The organism is Kitasatospora sp. NPDC049258 (assembly GCF_040678895.1).
Classification (GTDB): domain Bacteria; phylum Actinomycetota; class Actinomycetes; order Streptomycetales; family Streptomycetaceae; genus Kitasatospora.
This window is the reverse complement of the sequence record NZ_JBFAQT010000003.1, coordinates 300,320-318,551: the sequence shown is the minus strand read 5'-3', so window position 1 is coordinate 318,551 and position 18,232 is coordinate 300,320. Positions and strand designations below refer to the sequence as shown.

Genomic DNA, 18,232 nt, shown 5'->3' with positions numbered 1-18,232 from the left:
AGCGGAGAGGGCAGGATTCGAACCTGCGAAGGCGGGCAGAACCACCCGACCGAAGCCGAAGCCCCGGCCCCCGATCAACCACTCCGGGCACCTCTCCATGCACACCGACCGCACTGCGCGGAGAGGGCAGGATTCGAACCTGCGAAGGCGGGCAGAACCACCCGACCGAAGCCGAAGCCCCGGCCCCCGATCAACCACTCCGGGCACCTCTCCTCGCTCCCGGCCCGGTCTCCCGCGCCGTTCACGAGGACAACGTTGCCAGCCCGACCTGACACCACCCTGACCGCCCGCTGACCCCCGCCGATCGCCCCCCCGACCGCCACCAGCACCGCCAGCACCGGCCCGGCGGCCCGGCGACCCGGCGACCCGGCGACCCGGCGACCCGGCGACCCGGCGGCCCGGCGACCCGGCGACCCGGCACCAGATGAACGTGAGCCTGCCCCCCGTGCGCGCGGACGGCCCTGCGCGGCCACGATGCTCCCACCACCGCGCCACCGCGCCACCGGCTCCACGGCATTCAGGACAGATCTCGGTCCCGCATCGAAAGGCACCGCCCCTAGCGCATGACTACGCGCGTAGATATGCTGGTCTGGTGACTATGTCCACTCTTGCAGCCAACGCCCCCGATGCTGCGGGCAGCGGTCTCGCAGACGTCGCCGCGTCCGAGGCATCGCTCCGCCGCTTCCTGCACGGCCTGCCCGGCGTCGACCAGGTCGGCCTGGAAGCCCGCGCCGCCTCCCTCGGCACCCGGTCGATCAAGACCACCGCCAAGGCCCGCGCCATCGATCTGGCCATCTCCATGATCGACCTGACCACGCTGGAAGGCGCGGACACGGTCGGCAAGGTGCGCTCGCTCTGCATCAAGGGCCGCAACCCCGACCCCACCGACCCGAGCACGCCGCAGGTGGCCGCGATCTGCGTCTATCCGGACATGGTCGCCACCGCGAAGGCCACCCTGGCCGGCACCCCGATCCAGGTCGCCTCGGTCGCCACCGCGTTCCCCGCCGGGCGCGCCGCCCTGCCGGTGAAGCTGGCCGACACCGCCGACGCGGTCGCCGCGGGCGCCGACGAGATCGACATGGTGATCGACCGGGGGGCCTTCCTCTCCGGCCGCTACCTGTCGGTCTTCGAGGAGATCACCGCGGTCAAGGAGGCGTGCAAGCGCCCCGACGGCACCGCCGCCCACCTCAAGGTCATCTTCGAGACCGGCGAGCTGCAGACGTACGACAACGTGCGCCGCGCCTCCTGGCTGGCGATGCTGGCCGGCGCCGACTTCATCAAGACCTCCACCGGCAAGGTCGCGGTCAACGCGACTCCCCCGGTGACCCTGCTGATGCTGGAGGCGGTCCGCGACTTCCGCGCGGCCACCGGCGTCCAGATCGGCGTGAAGCCGGCCGGCGGCATCAAGACCACCAAGGACGCCATGAAGTACCTCGTCATGGTCAACGAGACCCTCGGCGACGACTGGCTGTCCCCGCACTGGTTCCGCTTCGGCGCCTCCAGCCTGCTCAACGACCTGCTGATGCAGCGTCAGAAGCTGACCACCGGCCGGTACTCCGGTCCCGACTACGTGACGGTGGACTGACCCTCATGGCCAAGAACAAGAAGATCGAAGAGCCCGTGGCAGCCGCGCCCAAGACCGGCCTGTTCGAGTACGCCCCGGCGCCGGAGTCCCCGGCCGCCGCGGGTGACATCGCCACCTCCTACGGCCACTTCATCGGCGGCGAGTTCGTCGACTCCAGTGGCAACGAGGCGCTGAAGACCGTCAACCCGGCCACCGAGCAGGTGCTCGCCGAGTTCGCGCACGGCACCGAGGAGGACGTCGACCGCGCCGTGGCGGCCGCCCGCAGGGCCTTCGCCGACTGGTCGGCGCTGCCCGGCAGCGAGCGTGCCAAGTACCTGTTCCGGATCGCCCGGATCATCCAGGAGCGCTCGCGCGAGCTGGCGGTGCTGGAGTCGATCGACAACGGCAAGCCGATCCGCGAGACCCGCGACGTCGACCTCCCGCTGGTCGCCGCGCACTTCTTCTACTACGCGGGCTGGGCCGACAAGCTCGACTTCGCCGGCTACGGCGCCAACCCGCGCCCGCTGGGCGTGGCCGGCCAGGTCATCCCGTGGAACTTCCCGCTGCTGATGCTGGCCTGGAAGATCGCCCCGGCGCTGGCCACCGGCAACACGGTCGTCCTCAAGCCGGCCGAGACCACCCCGCTGACCGCGCTGCGCTTCGCCGAGATCTGCCGCCAGGCGGGCCTGCCCAAGGGCGTCGTCAACATCGTCACCGGTGACGGCCGCACCGGCGCCGCGCTGACCGCCCACCCGGACGTCAACAAGGTGGCCTTCACCGGCTCGACCCCGGTCGGCCGGGCGATCGCGAAGCAGCTGGCGGGCAGCCGCAAGAAGCTCTCGCTGGAGCTCGGCGGCAAGGCCGCCAACATCGTCTTCGACGACGCGCCGATCGACCAGGCGGTCGAGGGCATCGTCAACGGCATCTTCTTCAACCAGGGCCACGTCTGCTGCGCGGGCTCGCGCCTGCTGGTCCAGGAGTCGATCCAGGACGAGCTGCTGGACGCGCTGAAGCGCCGGATGGACACCCTGCGGGTCGGCGACCCGCTGGACAAGAACACCGACATCGGCGCCATCAACTCGGCCGCCCAGCTGGCCCGGATCACCGAGCTGACCGCCGCCGGCGAGGCCGAGGGCGCCGAGCGCTGGTCGCCCTCCTGCGACCTGCCCGGCACCGGCTTCTGGTTCCGCCCGACCCTGTTCACCGGCGTCTCCCAGGCCCACCGGATCGCCCGCGAGGAGATCTTCGGCCCGGTCCTGTCGGTGCTGACCTTCCGTACCCCCGCCGAGGCGGTCGAGAAGGCCAACAACACCCCGTACGGCCTGTCGGCCGGCATCTGGACCGAGAAGGGCTCGCGGATCCTGTGGACCGCGTCCCGCCTGCGGGCCGGTGTGGTGTGGGCCAACACCTTCAACAAGTTCGACCCGACCTCGCCGTTCGGCGGCTACAAGGAGTCGGGCTACGGCCGCGAGGGTGGCCGGCACGGTCTGGAGGCCTACCTCGATGTCTGACATCACCCTGCGTCTTGACGTCCTCAAGACCTACAAGCTGTACGTCGGCGGGAAGTTCCCGCGCTCCGAGAGCGGGCGGGTGTACGAGGTGACCGACAGCAAGGGCCAGTGGCTCGGCAACGCCCCGCTGGGTACCCGCAAGGACACCAGGGACGCCGTGCTGGCGGCCCGCGCCGCCGTCAAGGGCTGGTCCGGCGCCACCGCGTACAACCGCGGCCAGGTGCTGTACCGGGTCGCCGAGATGCTCCAGGGCCGGCGCGAGCAGTTCGCCGCCGAGGTGGCCGCCGCCGAGGGCGTCGCGGTCAAGAAGGCCGCCGCCCTGGTCGACGCCGCGATCGACCGCTGGGTCTGGTACGCGGGCTGGACCGACAAGATCGCTCAGATCGCGGGCAGCTCCAACCCGGTCGCCGGTCCGTTCTTCAACCTCTCCACCCCGGAGCCCAGCGGCGTCATCGGCGTGGTCGCCCCGCAGACCGGGTACGGGCACTCGCTGCTCGGCCTGGTCGAGGTGATCGCCCCGGCGATCGCCGCGGGCAACACCGTGGTGGTCGCGGCCGCCGCCGACGCCCCGATGCCGGCGCTCTCGCTCGGCGAGGTGCTGGCCACCTCGGACCTGCCCGGCGGCGTGGTCAACATCATCTCCGGGAAGACCGCGGACATCGCGCCGACCCTGGCCACCCACCAGGACGTCAACGGGCTGGACCTGGCCGGCGCGATCGCCGCCGAAGGTCCCGGCGCGGCGGCGGCACTGGAGGCCGGAGCCGCGGATACTCTGAAGCGAGTCGTCCGACCGGCGCTGGACCCGTCCGCACAGGACTGGACCGCCGCGCCCGGCACCGAGCGGCTGCTGTCGTTCCTGGAGACCAAGACGGTCTGGCACCCGATGGGTATCTGACCGAGGCAGCCCGCAGGTAACAACTCCACAGACCGGCCGTCCCAAGTGCCCCTACCCCCCCGGGGGCCCGGACGTGCCGATGACGGACCCGCACTTCTCCCCCCCTAGTGCGGGTCCGTCCACGTTCTCCCCCGGCCGCCCGGCGGCCGCCGGGCGGCCGGTGTGACGCAGGCCGCTGCCGACGGGTTACGGTCCACCCCGCCGATGCGTCAGACTGGTGTCTCGTGAGTGACTCCCCGCTGAATGGCCTGCCGACGCCCGGTACCCGCGTGATCCTGCTGTCGGGCCCCTCCGGCTCGGGGAAGTCCTCGCTGGCCGAGCGCAGCGGACTCCCCGTGCTCCAGCTCGACGACTTCTACAAGGACGGCGACGACCCCTCCCTGCCGCTCTTCCCGGACGGCGGGACGGACTGGGACTCCCCGCTGTCCTGGCACCGCGAGCAGGCGCTGGCGGCGATCCGGCAGCTGATCACGGACGGCCGCGCCGAGGTCCCGGTCTACTCCATCCCCGCCAACGGCCGGGACGGCAGCCGCAGCCTCGACCTGCGCGGTGCGCCGGCCTTCATCGCCGAGGGCATCTTCGCCGCCGAGCTGGCCGGGCAGTGCGCGGCCGAGGGCCTGCTGGGCGAGGCACTGTGCCTGCGCAACCGCCCGCTGACCACCGCCTGGCGGCGCTTTCGCCGGGATGTGCGCGAGGGCCGCAAGTCCGTCCCGTACCTGCTGCGCCGCGGCTGGCGGCTGATGCGGGCCGAGCGCGGCATCGTGGCCCGGCAGGTGGAGCTCGGGGCGGCCGCCTGCGCCGGCCCGGAGGCCACCCGGCGGGTCCGCGCGGTCGCCGAGCGCCGGCCGGTCGCGGTCGGCGCCTGACCGGGCCGCCCCGCGGCCCCCGGGGGCGGCACGCACCCAGCAGGCACGCAGCACGGAGGGGCCCGGCGCCTCTCCCCGGCACCGGGCCCCTCCGTGTTCGGACACGCGGGTCCCCCGCCGGTGACCGCTCCCCCGAGTCGGCCACCGCAGTTCCGCGGTCCTGCCCCGTCCCCCGACGGGTGTTCGTGGCTCCGGTCAGGCCACCAGCTCGCCGAAGGCGCGGCAGGTGTCACCGGTGCGGTTGAGCTGGTCGTCGTCGCGCAGCCGGCGCAGTGCGCGCCAGATGCTGCTCTTCACGGTGCCGACGCTGATGCCGAGGATGTCGGCGATCTCCGGGTCGGTCCGGCCCTCGTAGTAGCGCAGCACCAGCATGGTGCGCTGGTTCTCCGGCAGCTTGGCCAGCGCCTGCCAGAGCACGGTGCGCAGCTCGGTGCCGCCCATCGCGTCGGTGTCGCCGACCGTCTCCGGCAGCTCCTCGGTCGGGTACTCGTTGACCTTGCGGCGGCGCCAGGCGGAGATGTGCAGGTTGGTCATGGTGCGCCGGAGGTAGCCCCCGAGCGCGGCCTTGTCGGCGATCCGGTCCCAGGCGCGGTAGGTGCTGAAGAGCGCGCTCTGCAGCAGGTCCTCGGCCTCGAAGCGGTCACCGGTGAGGTGGTAGGCGGTGGCGAACAGCGAAGCGCGGCGCTCCCGCACGTAGGCGGTGAACTCGGCGCTGCGGTCCGCGGCCGACCGCTGCTCCGGCGCGGCGGACTCCGCGGCCGCCGGCGCCAGACGCAGCAGCGTGGTGCCCGGGATCCTGCGGTCGTCCGGCTCCCCCGAGCCGGCCCCCTCGACCGCGGACCCGTCGCCACCCGGACGGACCGGGAGGATCCCCCGGAGCGTCAGGGTGGTTCCGGAGTCGGCCGCACTCCCCATCCGGCCGATCCCGTGCAGTTCCCCCCTGCCCGTGCCCATCGGGCGTCGGACTCCGGCGCTGTGTGCGCACCCCCGTACGATCACGGCGCCGGATGCCTCGTCGGTCCGCACCTCGTACCTGGTCCGCGGGGTCGCGGCGGATGAGTGCGCGGTGCGGACGGCCCCGGTGGTGCGGGTCTTCAGCGTTGCGGTCATCATGCGCCCCCATGGTCGGTACGTGCGGGTCCTTGCCTCCGCCGTCCGCTCCGGGTCGGTGACCTGGTGCGTTCTTCGGCGACAAGGAAAATCCTGCCAACCGCTCGTCATCGCGGTGTCCGCCGACTGTCACAGGGCTGTCACAGCGGCCGGGACTTTCGGCCGCACTGCCACCACACCGCCGTGGACGCCCGAATCGGCGATTCCGGTTCCGTCGAACACCGACCGGGACCTGATGGGTGAATCACCGGCCCCGGTGGGCCAGAATGAGGCCGTGCCTTTCCTGCTTCTGATCGAGGACGACGACGCCATCCGGACCGGCCTCGAACTCGCCCTCACCCGCCAGGGTCACCGTGTGGCCGCCGCTGCCTCGGGCGAGGACGGCCTGAAGCTCTTCAAGGAGCAGCGTCCGGACCTGATCGTGCTGGACGTGATGCTGCCGGGCATCGACGGCTTCGAGGTCTGCCGTCGGATCCGCCGCACCGACCAGCTGCCGATCATCCTGCTCACCGCCCGCTCCGACGACATCGACGTGGTGGTCGGCCTGGAGTCCGGGGCCGACGACTACGTGGTCAAGCCGGTCCAGCCCCGGGTGCTGGACGCCCGGATCCGGGCCGTGCTGCGCCGGGGCGAGCGGGAGAACTCCGACTCCGCCAGCTACGGCGGGCTGGTGATCGACCGCTCCGCGATGACGGTCACCAAGGACGGTGAGGACCTCCAGCTGACCCCGACCGAGCTGCGGCTGCTGCTCGAACTCAGCCGCCGGCCCGGCCAGGCGCTCTCCCGCCAGCAGTTGCTGAGGCTGGTGTGGGAGCACGACTACCTGGGAGACTCCCGGCTGGTGGACGCCTGTGTCCAGCGGCTGCGGGCGAAGGTGGAGGATGTGCCTTCGGCGCCGACGCTGATCCGCACCGTGCGCGGTGTGGGCTACCGGCTCGACCCGCCGTCGTAGCCCGCCCGATCCGACCCGTCTGTGAGAACTGTTGACTGACCCCCAGAGCCAGCGGCCCGGCCGCGGCGCGCGCTTCCGCTCGGGGCCGTGGCGCCGCCTGCGCTCCCTACGGGTGCGGCTGATCGCGGTGTTCGCGGCGGTCGCGCTGATCACCGCGGTCTCCGCCTCCGGCATCGCGTACTGGCTGAACCGAGACGCGGTGCTCAAGCGCGCCCAGGACACCGCGCTGAACGACTTCCGGGTCTCGCTGACCCGGAACGTCTCCGCGCTGCCGCAGAACGCCAGCTGTCCCGAACTGGCCGACCTGGCCACCCAGGTGGCCGGCTCCGGGCTCAACTACGACGTGCTGGTGGTCGACGAGACCCGGCCCGAGTGCCTGGCCTCCTCGGACCCGTCCCGGTTCACCCTGGCCAAGGTACCCACGACGCTGCAGACCACGGTCGGCCGGCCGCGCGAGGCCGGCCCGGGCAGCCCGAGCGGCTACCACCTGTACTGGCAGCGGGTGAACCTGGACGCGCCCTACCTGATCGGCGGCAGCCGGGTGGTGCCGACCAACCTGACCGCCTACATGTTCAAGTCGCTGGACACCGAGCGGGCCGATCTGAACACCCTGGGCTGGTCGCTGGCGATCGCCACCCTGCTGGCGCTGATCGGCTCGGCGCTGCTGGCACAGGCCGCCTCGGCGACCGTGCTGCGCCCGGTGAAGCGGCTCGGCGAGGCGGCCCGGCGGCTCGGCGAGGGCAAGCTGGACACCCGGTTGGAGGTCGAGGGCGGCGACGAACTCGCCGATCTGGCGCGGACGTTCAACCGGACCGCGGAGTCACTGTCCGACCAGGTCGCGGAGTTGAGCGCCCGGGAGGCGCAGAGCCGGCGGTTCGTCGCCGACATGTCGCACGAACTGCGCACCCCGCTCACCGCGATGACCGCCGTCACGGACATCCTGGAGGACGAGGCGGACGCGCTGGACCCGATGATCGAGCCGGCCGTCCGGCTGGTGGTCAGCGAGACCCGGCGGCTGTCCGACCTGGTGGAGAACCTGATGGAGGTGACCCGGTTCGACGCCGGCACCGCCAAGCTGGTCGCCGACGAGGTGGACATAGCCGACCTGATCATGTCCTGCATCGACGGCCGGGCCTGGTACGACGCGGTGGTGGTGGACGCCCCGCGCGGGATCAGGGCGATGGTCGACCCGCGCCGGCTGGACGTGGTGCTGGCGAACCTGATCGGCAACGCGCTCAAGCACGGCGGCTCCCCGGTCCGGGTCACCGTCCGACAGGAGGGCGAGGAGGTCGTGGTGCGGGTCTCGGACAGCGGCCCAGGCATCCCCGAGGACGTACTGCCGCACGTGTTCGACCGGTTCTACAAGGCGGACAAGGGCCGGGCCAGGTCGGAGGGCAGCGGGCTCGGGCTGTCGATCGCGATGGCCAACGCCCAGATCCACGGCGGCACCATCACCGCCGCCAACGGCGAGCGCGGCGCGGTCTTCACCCTGCGCCTGCCGCTGACCCCGCCGTCGCCCGACGACCAGGAGGACGAGCTGTGACGGCCCGCAGGACCGTGCCCGCGACCGCGTTGCTGCTGCTCGCGCTGGCCGGCTGCGGGATCCGGCCGACCGCCGTCCCGGTGGACGCGGGCGCGCCGGCCAGCCGGACGGCGTGCCCGACCGTCCCGCGGGTGCCGAGCGCCCCGTCCTCGCCGACGCCGTCGCCCACCCCCGCGCCGACCGCGCCGCGGACCGCCCGGCCCACCCCGTCGGTCGTCCCCGGCGGCACCGCCTCGCCCTCGGCCGGGCTGTTCAGCGCGCCGCCCACGCCCACGCCGTCCGCCGAACCGTGCCCCTGACCCTGCGCTCGGCGGTGGAACCGTGAGCGAGCCACCCGGCGTCCTTGGGACCGTGCACCGACATGGCACCACCACCCGCGCCGAGGACTGCGGCGCAGCCCCCGGGGACGAGCCGACCGATCCGGCCCCCCGGCGGGAGGTGTCCCGTCCGCTGCGGACGGTGGTGCGGCTCCTGCTGGCGGCCCATCTGCTGCTGCTCGGCTGGCTCTCGCTGCGGCCGCTGCCGGTCAGCTGGACCTACCCGGCCAACCTCAGTCCGTTCGCCTCCGTCCAGCAGGCCTTCGCGCTCGGGGGCTGGGCCGGCGCCCGGCAGCTGGCGGGCGGGATGCTGCCGCTGGCGCCGTTCGGGGCGCTGCTGCCGCTCGCGGGCGGACGGCTGCGGGCCGCCTGGCTGCCGTCGCTGCTGCGCACCGTCGGGGTCTCGGCGCTGCTCGCCACCGGCCTGGAGATCGCCGAGGGCTGGGCGCCGGGCCACGTCCTGAACGTGGACGACATCCTGCTGGGCACGGTCGGCGCGGCCGCCTGCCACCTGGCCGTGGTCCCGGCGGTCCGGGCGCTGCTGCTGCGCGAGCGCCCCGGGCGGGCCGCGTCCGCCCCCGCGCCTGCCCCTGCCCCCGTCCCCGTCCCCGTCCCCGCCCTCGGGCCGGACGAGCAGCGGGACCGTCAGCGCTACCGCCAGGCGTACGAGCGCACCGCGCCGAGCGCGGGCTTCCGCGGGCTCAGCCCGTCCGGCACCTCGCCGCACCGCTGACCGCCGCTAGCCGCCGCCGACCGTTTCGGCCGGCGCCGCCCGTACCTTCCTCCGTCCCTCCGGGGGTCGACACATGACACGACGTGTCCTATCGTCAACATCGTGTCCTGACGTCCCCTCACGAGGAGAGACCACGCCATGGCCGAAACCCTGCAAGCCAGCAAGGCCGACCTGGTGGCACTGGCCCACCGCCGCATGCAGGCCGCGATCGCCGACAACGCCTGGACCACCCGGCAGAAGCTGGCCCTGACCTGCCGGATCCTGTTCGACGCCGGCCACGACTCGGGGCTGGCCGGCCAGATCACCGCCCGCGCCGAGGCGCCCGGCACCTACTACACCCAGCGCCTCGGGCTCGGCTTCGACGAGATCACCGAGTCCAACCTGCTGCTCGTGGACGAGGACCTGAACGTCCTCGAAGGCGAGGGGATGGCCAACCCCGCCAACCGGTTCCACAGTTGGGTCTACCGGGCGCGGCCGGACGTGGCGTGCATCATCCACACCCACCCGCCGCACGTCTCCGCCCTGTCCATGCTGGAGCAGCCGCTGGCCGTCGCGCACATGGACCTGTGCCCGCTCTACGAGGACTGCGCGTTCCTGGAGACCTGGCCGGGCATCCCGGTCGGCAACGAGGAGGGCGAGATCATCTCGGCCGCGCTCGGCGACAAGCGGGCCCTGCTGCTCGCCCACCACGGCCAGCTGGTGGCCGGCGGGAGCGTCGAGGAGGCGGCCCAGCTCGCCGTCCTGATCGAACGGGCCGCCAGGCTGCAGCTGCTGGCCATGGCGGCCGGGACGATCCGGCCGATCCCCGCGCCGCTGGCCCGCGAGGCGCACGACTGGACCTCCACCCCCAAGCGCGCCCAGGCCTCCTTCGCCTACTACGCGCGACGCGCCCTGCGCACCCACGCCGACTGCCTGGACGACGCCCCGGCCACGCGGCCGGCCGGCACCGAGGGCGGTGCCTGAGATGGCGCAGGGCACGCTGGAAGGGATCATCGCCTACCCCGTGACCCCGTTCGCGGAGTCCGCCGACCAGCTGGACCCGAGCAGGCCCAACTCTCCGAGGGCCGGCTGCCGTTCTTCAACGGCAGCAACCCGCTGGCGCTGGCGGCCTTCGCGGCCGGCGCGGCCGGCTGGTGCACCGCCGCGCCCTGCCCGATCCCGGAACTGACCCGCCGACCACCGGCAAGGCGGGGCTGGCCCTGCTCGGCCGTCCGGTCGGCGTGCCGCGGCGCCCGACCGGTCAGGGCAGCGCGGGCACCGGTTCGGCGGCCTCGGAGGGCTCGTCGTGGATCACCACCAGGACCGCGGCGTCGACCTCACCCACGCTTCTGGAGCGGTGCGGCAGGGCGGAGTTGAAGTAGACGCTGTCCCCGGTCTCCAGCACGATCGTCCGGTCCGGGAACTCCAGCTCGACCCGGCCGGCGTGGACGAAGAAGAACTCCTCGCCCTCGTGGGACTTGAAGGGCGGGTCGACCGGCTCGCGGGGCGGGTACATCACGAACGGCACCATCCGCTTGCCGCTCAGCCCGGTCGCGATGCCCTCGTAGTACGGCGCCCCGGGGATGGCCACGCCGCTCACCGGGCTGCGCTCACCGGCCCTGACCACGGTGATCAGCTCGGGTTCGACCTGGTCGGAGAAGAGCCGGCCGACATCGACCCGCAGCACCCGGGCGAGCTTGAGGGCGGTCGCGATCGACGGGACGCTCATCCCGCGCTCGACCTTGGAGAGATAGCTCTTGGTGACCCCGGCCCGGGCGGCGAGCGCCTCCAGGCTGAGCCGGTTCTGCTTCCTCAGCACCCTCAAACGGCTGGTCATGCGGTACCTCTCGCCCCGGGATCCGTGGCTCATTCTCCCACCGGCCGTCAGCGGCACCGGCACCGGGCGGCCCGCCCGCGGGCGCCGCCGCGCACCCCTCGGGTCGGGGACGACCCCTGAGACTCCCCTGACTCCCGGCTCCGCCGACCCGGGGAGAGTCGAGGGCCGTGGATCCCCATCGGGGCTGACGTCCGGCGGCTTTCCGCGCAGCAGGATGGAGTCATGCCCACCGGAGAGACCGGCACCGGGCCAAGAACCCTCGGAGACACCGATGAGCCGCCGCCTTGCCCGCCCCCGCCACAACCGCGTCATCGCCGGCGTCTGCGCCGGGCTCGCCGAGCGGTTCGGCCTGACCCCGTGGACCGTCCGGATCATCGCCCTGGTCTCCTGCCTCCTGCCGGGCCCGCAGTTCCTGCTCTACCTGCTGCTGTGGGTCCTGCTCCCGCAGGAGGCGTGACCCGCCCTCCCGCACCCCGACCGCACGACGCACGACCGAGGGCCGTCTCCCCGCAGCGGGGAGACGGCCCTCGGGCCGTACGGGACCGGTCAGCCGGTCGACCGGTCAGCCGGGCAGGCCGGGGAGCCCGGGGACGGCACCCGCGCCGGCACCGAGGCCGCTGATCGTGTTGACCACACCGCCGACCGGGGTCTTGGACAGGCCCTGGCCGCCGGGGACGGAGTCCAGGCCACCCATCCGGTTGGCACCGGCAGCCCGGGCCGCCTCCGCCATCGGGGCGGAGGCCGGGGCGACCTCGGCCGGAGCCTCGGCGGCGGGGGCCTCGGCCGCCGGAGCCTCGGCGGCGGGCGCGGCCGGCGCGGGGTTCAGCGGGCTGGCGACGCCCAGCGTGCCGACCGCCTGGGTCACCTCGCCGGCACCGGGCACCTTGTTGACCGCGCCGGTCGCGGCGCCGGTCGCCGCACCGGCGACCTCGGGGTTGGCCAGTGTGGTCGGGAGTCCGAGGCCGCCGGCGCCGGCGGCAGAGGCGGTACCCGCGGCCACGGCGGCGATCGCGACGCCGAGCGCAGCCGTACCGGCAGCCTTGAGAGTGGCCTGCTTCATGTGTGGATCCTCGTCCTCGTCGGGCCGGCGCACATGGCGCGGCCCCGGGGGGCCGCCGACACTACGCCGTGTCAGAAGTGACTGACACACCGTAGTGACCGGACCCTTCGAGGACCAAAGACACGTCACTCGTCCGAGTGATCAGCCGAACGGGTGCCGGGCCGCAGCGGCTCCGGCACCCCGCCGACCCGCCGTCAGGCGCGGGCCTGGAAGAGCCACTCCGCCTTGAGCTCGGCGTAGCCGGGCTTGATCACGTCGTTGATCATCGCCAGCCGCTCGTCGAAGGGCAGGAACGCCGACTTCATCGCGTTGACGGTGAACCACTCCATGTCGCCCAGGGTGTAGCCGAAGGCGTCGACCAGGTGGCCGAACTCCTGGCTCATGCTGGTGCCGCTCATCAGCCGGTTGTCGGTGTTGACGGTGACCCGGAACTTCAGCCGGCTGAGCAGCCCGATCGGGTGCTCGGCGTACGAGGCCGCGGCCGCGGTCTGCAGGTTGGAGGTGGGGCACATCTCCAGCGGGACCCGCTTGTCGCGGACGTACGCGGCCAGCCGGCCGAGCTCGACCCGACCGTCCTCGTGCACCGTGATGTCGTCGACGATCCGCACGCCGTGGCCGAGCCGGTCGGCGCCGCAGCACTGCAGCGCCTCCCAGATCGACGGCAGGCCGAAGGCCTCGCCGGCGTGGATGGTGAAGTGGTTGTTCTCGCCCTTGAGGTAGTCGAAGGCGGCCTGGTGGCGGGTCGGCGGGTGACCGGCCTCGGCGCCGGCGATGTCGAAGCCGACCACGCCCTGGTCGCGGTGGCGGTTGGCCAGCTCGGCGATCTCCTGCGACCGGGCGGCGTGCCGCATCGCGGTGATCAGGGTGCCGACCCGGATCCGGTGGCCGTTGGCGCGGGCGTTGGCCTCGCCGAGGCGGAAGCCCTCGTTGACCGCCTCGACCACCTGGTCGAGGGTCAGCCCCGCCTCCAGGTGCTGCTCGGGCGCGTACCGGACCTCGGCGTAGACCACGCCGTCGGCCGCGAGGTCCTCGGCGCAGTCGGCGGCGACCTTGATCAGGGCCTCGCGGGTCTGCATCACGGCGCAGGTGTGGGCGAAGGTCTCCAGGTAGCGGACCAGCGAGCCGGAGTCGGCGGCCTCACGGAACCACACCCCGAGCTCGACCGGGTCGGTGGTCGGCAGGCCCTGGTAGCCGCAGGCGGCGGCCAGCTCGACGATGGTCTCGGGGCGGAGCCCGCCGTCCAGGTGGTCGTGCAGGAGCACCTTCGGGGCGCGGGCGATCTGGTCGGGCGTGGGAATGCGGGGGCCGGTGGTGCCCGCGGCGGCAGGGATCTGGGTCTCCATTGCGAGAGGGTAGCTCCTACGCGCGTAGATTTCCACTTCGCCGCGCCGGGGAGCCCCGAGCGTTCACCGGAATCCCGGCCCTCAGCCGTGATCCAGCAGCCGCCCGCGCCGGGACAGCACGAAGTCGCGGAAGGCCGCCACCGGCGGGGTCGGCGCCCGGCCCGCGACCCAGGCCAGCCCGATCGCCCGACGGGTGCGCGGCGCGGTGACCTCCAGCTCCACCACCCCGGGCCGGGGCACCAGGGCGGGCGGCAGCAGCGCCACCCCCAGCCCCGCGGCGACCAGTCCGCGCAGGGTCTCCGCCTCCTCGCCCTCGAACGCGATCCGCGGCGTGAAGCCGGCCTCCGCGCAGAAGCCGTCGGTGATCAGCCGCAGGCCGTACCCCTCCTCCACCGCCACGAACGGCTCCTGCGCCACCTCGGCCAGCCGGATCCGCCGCCGCCCGGCCAGCCGGTGGTCGGCCGGCACCGCCAGGTACAGCTGCTGCTCGTCCAGCGGGCGGGCGACCAGGTCCGGCGAGTCCGGCACCGGGGAGACCAGGCAGAGGTCCAACTCACCCGCGCGCAGCCGGTCCAGCATCGCCGCCACGTAGTCCTGGACCAGCTGGAACCGCACCCGCGGATGGTCCGCCCGGAAGCCGCGCAGCAGTGCGGGCACCGCGTCCGTCCCCATCGTGTGCAGGAAGCCGAAGGCCACCCGGCCCGCCGTCGGATCGGCCTCCGCCCGGGCCGCCTCCGCCCCGCGCTCCAGCTCCGCCAGCGCCCGCTCCACCGAACCGAGCAGCAGCCGCCCAGCCCTGGTCAGCCGTACCGCCCGACCCTGACGGGCCAGCAGGTCCACCCCGAGCTCCGCCTCCAGCCGGGCCACCGCCCGGGACAGCGTGGGCTGCGGCATGTCCAGCAGCTGGGCCGCCTGGGTGACGTGTTCGAGCCGGGCCACCGCGGCGAACTGCGCCAGCTGCGGCGCGAGTCGGACCGCGGCCGACTCCGGATCCAGCTCGGCGGGGCGTACCGGCGGTGAGCTCTCCTCATACGTCATGGCATGAATTCTGGCTTGTTCATGCATTGGACGCATCAACCGCCGCGGTCCTACCGTCGAGACATGCCGCCCGCCAGTACCGGGGCACCCGCGGACACGCTGCCGGGTGCCCTCTCCCAGTCGTCCCCAGCCGCCTCACCCGCCTCACCCACCTCGCCCGCCGACACCCGGCTGCGCCCCGGTGACCGCGCCTTCCGGCGCGCCAACCTCGCGCTGTTCGCCGCCGGGATCGCCACCTTCGTCCTGCTCTACGCCACCCAGGGCCTGCTGCCGCTGCTCTCCCGGGACCTCGACCTGACTCCCGGGCAGGCCAGTTGGACGGCCTCGGCGGCCACCCTCGGCCTCGCCCTGGCACTGCTTCCGGCCAGCGCGCTGTCCGACCGGTACGGGCGCACCGCGGTGATGACCGCCTCCGTGCTCGCCGCCACCGCGCTGGCCCTGCTGCTCCCGCTGGCCCCCGACCTCACCACCCTCACCGCGCTGCGGGCACTCCAGGGCGCGGCCCTCGCCGGGCTGCCGGCCACCGCGATGGCGTACCTCGCCGAGGAGATCCACCCGAGCGCGCTGGCCTCCGCCATGGGCCTGTACGTGGCCGGCAACTCGATCGGCGGCATGGGCGGCCGGCTGGTCTCCGGCTGGGCCGGCGCCGCCTGGGGCTGGCGCTGGGGCCTGGCCGCCTCGGCGGTGGTCGCCCTGCTCGCCGCCCTCGCCTTCCGCCTGCTGATCCCCGCCGCCCGCCAGTTCCGCCGCACCCCGGTCGACGCCCGGGCCCTGGGGCGCACGGTCGCGGCGCACCTGCGGGATCCGCTGCTGCTGCGGCTGTACGCGCTGGGCGCCCTGTTCATGGCCGTCTTCGGCGCGGTCTACAACACCGTCGGCTACCGGCTCACCTCGGCGCCGTTCCAGCTGCCGCAGTCGGTGGCCGCCTCGATCTTCGTGGTCTACCTGGTCGGCACCGTCTCCTCCGCCAACGCGGGCCGCCTGACCGGTCGGCTCGGCCGCCGCGGCACCCTGTACGTCGCGATCGGCACCACGGCGGCCGGCCTGCTGCTCTCGCTGGCCGGATCGCTGCTCTGCGCCCTGCTCGGCCTGGTCCTGATCACCGCCGGCTTCTTCATCGGCCACGCCACCGCCTCCTCCTCGGTCGGCCGCACCGCCACCCACGGCCGCGCCCAGGCCTCCGCGCTCTACCTGATCGCCTACTACCTGGGCAACAGCCTCGGCGGCACCATCGGCGCCGACGCCTACCACGCGGCCGGCTGGTCCGGCGCGGCCGCGGTCGGCCTGACCGCGATGGCCCTCGCGGCGGGCGTCACCCTCTACGCCACCCGCCGGGCGATCCTGGCCCGGCGCGGGCCCGCCCTGGATACACTCCGAGCATGAGCACCGACCCGGCTGGCTACGCCCGGTTGCGCGAGATCGCCGACCAGCTGCCGCAGGTCCCAGGCATCGGCAAGATCGAAATCGCCAACGGCGAGATCGTCATGATGATGTCACCGGTCCGGCGCCACGAACTGGCCGTCCTGCGGATCGCCCGTCAGCTCAACGCGCAGTTGCCGACGACTCACCCCGGCTTTGTCGCACACCCGGGCGCCGACCTGGAGGACGCCGGGCTCGGCCGACTCCGGTGCCCGGACCTCATGGTGTTCGCAGAGAGTGCGCTGGAGGGCGAGGCTCCCGCGCTCCTGCCCCACGAGGTCCTGCTGGTCGTCGAGATCGTCTCGAAGTCGAACCCGGAGAACGACTACGAGAACAAGGTCCGCGACTACGCCGCCATGGGCATTCCGCTCTACCTGCTGGTCGACCCCCGCGAGGGGACGGGGATCGTGCACGACCTGCCGGGCTACTCGGCGCGTACGCCCTTCGCCTTCGGTGACACCATCACCGTGGGCCCGTGGACCATCGACACCGGCGTGCTGCAGACCTACGCCTGACCCGGCCCAGGGACCGCCACCTCGCACCAGAGCACCCCGCCCGACGAGTGCCCCAGCCGGTCCGCCCAGCCGATGACGGGGAGCAGCGACGCCTGCACCTCGGTGTCCCGAGGCGTGGGCATCGACACCCGGAAACAGCCGGGCAGTCGCAGCAGTTGGACGTCCGCATCGGCGAGCAGCGCCAGCGCCCCTGCGATGAAGTACGCCCGGGCGAGCGGGTTCACTCCCCCGCCGCCCGCACCCGCGCCGCACCGGGCGCCACATCCCACTCGATCCCCCCGCCGGGCGGCCGGAGCCACCATCTGCCGTGGTCGACGCCCCGGAACTCGCCGACCCGGCCGGACTCGTCCTCGACCACCAGCTCCCCGACCCGCGGGACAGGCTCCGTACTCACCATGATCTCCTCCTACGCCGAGCGGCCATCACTTTCCGTGCACCTATCGTCACCACCCGGCGCTACGCTGGGAAGGTACGGCACGTCCGCACCGGCGCTGAGGACATGGGGGCGCACAGATGGCAGCCCAGGAACGCGAGTTGACCCCCGAGCGGTCGGTACGTGACCTCTTCGGCTTCCAGCTCAGGGATCTCCGCAAGCGCAACGGCCTCTCCCTGGCGGAGCTGTCGAAGCTGGTGGCGTACAGCAAGACCCACCTGGGCAACGTGGAGACCGCGATCCGCGCCATCCCGCCCGACCTGCCGAGGAAGCTCGACGAACTCCTCGCCACCGACGGGATCTTCAACCGGCTCTACCCGCTGGTCCTGCGCGAGGCGTTCCCGGACTGGTCCCGCCGCTTCATGGAGCTGGAGGCACTGGCGGACACCCAACGGAAGTTCGCCAACGGTGCCATCCCGGGCCTGTGGCAGACGCCGGCATACGGACGCAAGCTCCTGGAACTCGGCCTGCCGCGTGCCGACCGGGAGCAGATCGAGGAGCGCTGGCAGGCCCGCGCAAGCCGTCAGGCGCTCCTGAGCCGCGAGCACCCGCCGCTCATCTGGGTCGTCCTGGACGAATCGGCGATCCGGCGGGTCGTCGGCGACCCGCCGACGATGCGCGGGCAGATCGAGCGCATCCTCGACCTCGCCGACGGTCCCAACGCGGTCGTACAGATCCTCCCCTTCACCGCGGGAGGGCACGGCGCGATGGTCGGCTCGATCAGCCTCCTCGACTTCCGCGACGCACCACGCGCCGCCTATGTCGAGGGCTACGCGGTGGGTCAACTCCTCGAAGGATTCGACGAGGTGGCGGAGGTGGCGTTGACCTACGATCTCGTCCAGGCGGCCGCACTGTCGCCGACCGAGTCGAAGGCGTGGCTGCGGCGCGCATGGGAGGACTTCTCGCGATGAGCACGGCCCACTGGTTCAAGAGCAGCTACAGCGACGCCCAGGGCAACGGCGACTGCCTCCAGGCCTCCTACACCCACCTGCCCACCACCGGCACCGTCCTCGTCGGCGACACCAAGACCCCCGACACCCACCTCACCGTCCCCGCCCCCGCCTGGGCCGCCTTCGTCACCGCCGCGGCCACCGGCGAGTTCGGCACGGTCTGACCC

At 73.2% G+C, this 18,232-nt stretch carries 21 protein-coding genes and 2 tRNA genes; 14 read left to right on the top strand and 9 right to left on the bottom strand.

Annotated features, from left to right (window positions below):
- Positions 1 to 2 precede the first annotated feature (2 nt).
- A tRNA-Arg gene (locus tag AB0K43_RS04775) sits at positions 3 to 97 on the bottom strand.
- Positions 98 to 118: 21 nt separating this feature from the next.
- Positions 119 to 213, bottom strand: a tRNA-Arg gene (locus tag AB0K43_RS04770).
- 385 nt (positions 214 to 598) lie between these two features.
- Here AB0K43_RS04770 and deoC point away from each other — a divergent pair.
- The 4 genes from deoC to AB0K43_RS04750 all read left to right on the top strand — a co-directional run bounded on the left by deoC (position 599) and on the right by AB0K43_RS04750 (position 4,836).
- The gene (deoC, locus tag AB0K43_RS04765) at positions 599 to 1,585 is read left to right on the top strand and encodes a deoxyribose-phosphate aldolase (protein WP_363635756.1); all 987 of its coding nucleotides are present in this window, start codon (positions 599 to 601) and stop codon (positions 1,583 to 1,585) included.
- Between the two features lie 5 nt (positions 1,586 to 1,590).
- Entirely contained in the window at positions 1,591 to 3,075 is a 1,485-nt protein-coding gene (locus tag AB0K43_RS04760; protein ID WP_363635754.1) for an aldehyde dehydrogenase family protein, read from the top strand.
- Positions 3,068 to 3,970 carry an aldehyde dehydrogenase family protein gene (locus AB0K43_RS04755; RefSeq protein ID WP_363635752.1) on the top strand — a complete coding sequence of 301 codons (903 nt, stop codon included), beginning with the start codon at positions 3,068 to 3,070 and terminating at the stop codon, positions 3,968 to 3,970. The genes AB0K43_RS04760 and AB0K43_RS04755 overlap by 8 nt, the downstream gene beginning before the upstream one ends.
- Before the next feature lie 224 nt (positions 3,971 to 4,194).
- Positions 4,195 to 4,836 carry an ATP-binding protein gene (locus AB0K43_RS04750; protein ID WP_363635750.1) on the top strand — a complete coding sequence of 214 codons (642 nt, stop codon included), beginning with the start codon at positions 4,195 to 4,197 and terminating at the stop codon, positions 4,834 to 4,836.
- A 195-nt stretch (positions 4,837 to 5,031) separates the two neighbouring features.
- Here AB0K43_RS04750 and AB0K43_RS04745 read toward each other — a convergent pair whose 3' ends face one another.
- On the bottom strand, positions 5,032 to 5,790 hold the full coding sequence (locus AB0K43_RS04745) for a SigE family RNA polymerase sigma factor (RefSeq protein ID WP_363635748.1): 759 nt from the start codon (positions 5,788 to 5,790) through the stop codon (positions 5,032 to 5,034).
- A gap of 430 nt (positions 5,791 to 6,220) precedes the next feature.
- Here AB0K43_RS04745 and AB0K43_RS04740 point away from each other — a divergent pair, with 430 nt between their 5' ends.
- The 5 genes from AB0K43_RS04740 to AB0K43_RS04720 all read left to right on the top strand — a co-directional run bounded on the left by AB0K43_RS04740 (position 6,221) and on the right by AB0K43_RS04720 (position 10,454).
- Entirely contained in the window at positions 6,221 to 6,898 is a 678-nt protein-coding gene (locus AB0K43_RS04740) for a response regulator transcription factor (RefSeq protein WP_363635746.1), read from the top strand.
- 97 nt (positions 6,899 to 6,995) lie between these two features.
- Positions 6,996 to 8,441 carry an ATP-binding protein gene (locus AB0K43_RS04735; RefSeq protein ID WP_363635797.1) on the top strand — a complete coding sequence of 482 codons (1,446 nt, stop codon included), beginning with the start codon at positions 6,996 to 6,998 and terminating at the stop codon, positions 8,439 to 8,441.
- Positions 8,438 to 8,740: a hypothetical protein gene (locus AB0K43_RS04730; protein ID WP_363635744.1), complete on the top strand. Its 303-nt coding sequence runs from the start codon at positions 8,438 to 8,440 to the stop codon at positions 8,738 to 8,740. The genes AB0K43_RS04735 and AB0K43_RS04730 overlap by 4 nt, the downstream gene beginning before the upstream one ends.
- A 22-nt stretch (positions 8,741 to 8,762) precedes the next feature.
- Positions 8,763 to 9,491 (top strand): VanZ family protein, encoded by a 729-nt coding sequence (locus tag AB0K43_RS04725; protein WP_363635742.1) that lies wholly within the window; start codon positions 8,763 to 8,765, stop codon positions 9,489 to 9,491.
- A gap of 138 nt (positions 9,492 to 9,629) precedes the next feature.
- On the top strand, positions 9,630 to 10,454 hold the full coding sequence (locus tag AB0K43_RS04720) for an aldolase (protein WP_363635740.1): 825 nt from the start codon (positions 9,630 to 9,632) through the stop codon (positions 10,452 to 10,454).
- Positions 10,455 to 10,731: 277 nt separating this feature from the next.
- Here AB0K43_RS04720 and AB0K43_RS04715 read toward each other — a convergent pair whose 3' ends face one another.
- Entirely contained in the window at positions 10,732 to 11,307 is a 576-nt protein-coding gene (locus AB0K43_RS04715; protein ID WP_363635737.1) for an XRE family transcriptional regulator, read from the bottom strand.
- A 271-nt stretch (positions 11,308 to 11,578) separates the two neighbouring features.
- On the opposite strand from AB0K43_RS04715, the gene AB0K43_RS04710 reads away from it, so the two are divergent.
- On the top strand, positions 11,579 to 11,764 hold the full coding sequence (locus AB0K43_RS04710; protein ID WP_363635735.1) for a PspC domain-containing protein: 186 nt from the start codon (positions 11,579 to 11,581) through the stop codon (positions 11,762 to 11,764).
- Between the two features lie 105 nt (positions 11,765 to 11,869).
- Here AB0K43_RS04710 and AB0K43_RS04705 read toward each other — a convergent pair whose 3' ends face one another.
- The 3 genes from AB0K43_RS04705 to AB0K43_RS04695 all read right to left on the bottom strand — a co-directional run bounded on the left by AB0K43_RS04705 (position 11,870) and on the right by AB0K43_RS04695 (position 14,748).
- On the bottom strand, positions 11,870 to 12,367 hold the full coding sequence (locus AB0K43_RS04705) for a hypothetical protein (protein WP_363635732.1): 498 nt from the start codon (positions 12,365 to 12,367) through the stop codon (positions 11,870 to 11,872).
- 194 nt (positions 12,368 to 12,561) lie between these two features.
- Positions 12,562 to 13,710 (bottom strand): adenosine deaminase, encoded by a 1,149-nt coding sequence (locus AB0K43_RS04700; RefSeq protein ID WP_363635730.1) that lies wholly within the window; start codon positions 13,708 to 13,710, stop codon positions 12,562 to 12,564.
- 81 nt (positions 13,711 to 13,791) lie between these two features.
- Positions 13,792 to 14,748: a LysR family transcriptional regulator gene (locus AB0K43_RS04695; protein ID WP_363635728.1), complete on the bottom strand. Its 957-nt coding sequence runs from the start codon at positions 14,746 to 14,748 to the stop codon at positions 13,792 to 13,794.
- A gap of 63 nt (positions 14,749 to 14,811) precedes the next feature.
- Here AB0K43_RS04695 and AB0K43_RS04690 point away from each other — a divergent pair, with 63 nt between their 5' ends.
- Positions 14,812 to 16,131 (top strand): MFS transporter, encoded by a 1,320-nt coding sequence (locus AB0K43_RS04690; protein WP_363635726.1) that lies wholly within the window; start codon positions 14,812 to 14,814, stop codon positions 16,129 to 16,131.
- Positions 16,128 to 16,682, top strand: a complete 555-nt coding sequence (locus tag AB0K43_RS04685; RefSeq protein ID WP_363635724.1) for a Uma2 family endonuclease — start codon at positions 16,128 to 16,130, stop codon at positions 16,680 to 16,682. Before AB0K43_RS04690 ends, AB0K43_RS04685 begins: the two co-directional genes overlap by 4 nt.
- Here AB0K43_RS04685 and AB0K43_RS04680 read toward each other — a convergent pair.
- Complete coding sequence (locus AB0K43_RS04680; protein ID WP_363635722.1) at positions 16,673 to 16,906, bottom strand: hypothetical protein; 234 nt, start codon at positions 16,904 to 16,906, stop codon at positions 16,673 to 16,675. The genes AB0K43_RS04685 and AB0K43_RS04680 overlap by 10 nt on opposite strands.
- Positions 16,903 to 17,079 (bottom strand): hypothetical protein, encoded by a 177-nt coding sequence (locus tag AB0K43_RS04675; RefSeq protein ID WP_363635720.1) that lies wholly within the window; start codon positions 17,077 to 17,079, stop codon positions 16,903 to 16,905. Before AB0K43_RS04675 ends, AB0K43_RS04680 begins: the two co-directional genes overlap by 4 nt.
- A 116-nt stretch (positions 17,080 to 17,195) precedes the next feature.
- On the opposite strand from AB0K43_RS04675, the gene AB0K43_RS04670 reads away from it, so the two are divergent.
- Both AB0K43_RS04670 and AB0K43_RS04665 read left to right on the top strand, forming a co-directional pair.
- Positions 17,196 to 18,026 carry a helix-turn-helix transcriptional regulator gene (locus AB0K43_RS04670; protein ID WP_363635718.1) on the top strand — a complete coding sequence of 277 codons (831 nt, stop codon included), beginning with the start codon at positions 17,196 to 17,198 and terminating at the stop codon, positions 18,024 to 18,026.
- Positions 18,023 to 18,229: a DUF397 domain-containing protein gene (locus tag AB0K43_RS04665; protein ID WP_363635716.1), complete on the top strand. Its 207-nt coding sequence runs from the start codon at positions 18,023 to 18,025 to the stop codon at positions 18,227 to 18,229. The genes AB0K43_RS04670 and AB0K43_RS04665 overlap by 4 nt, the downstream gene beginning before the upstream one ends.
- Positions 18,230 to 18,232: the final 3 nt, after the last annotated feature.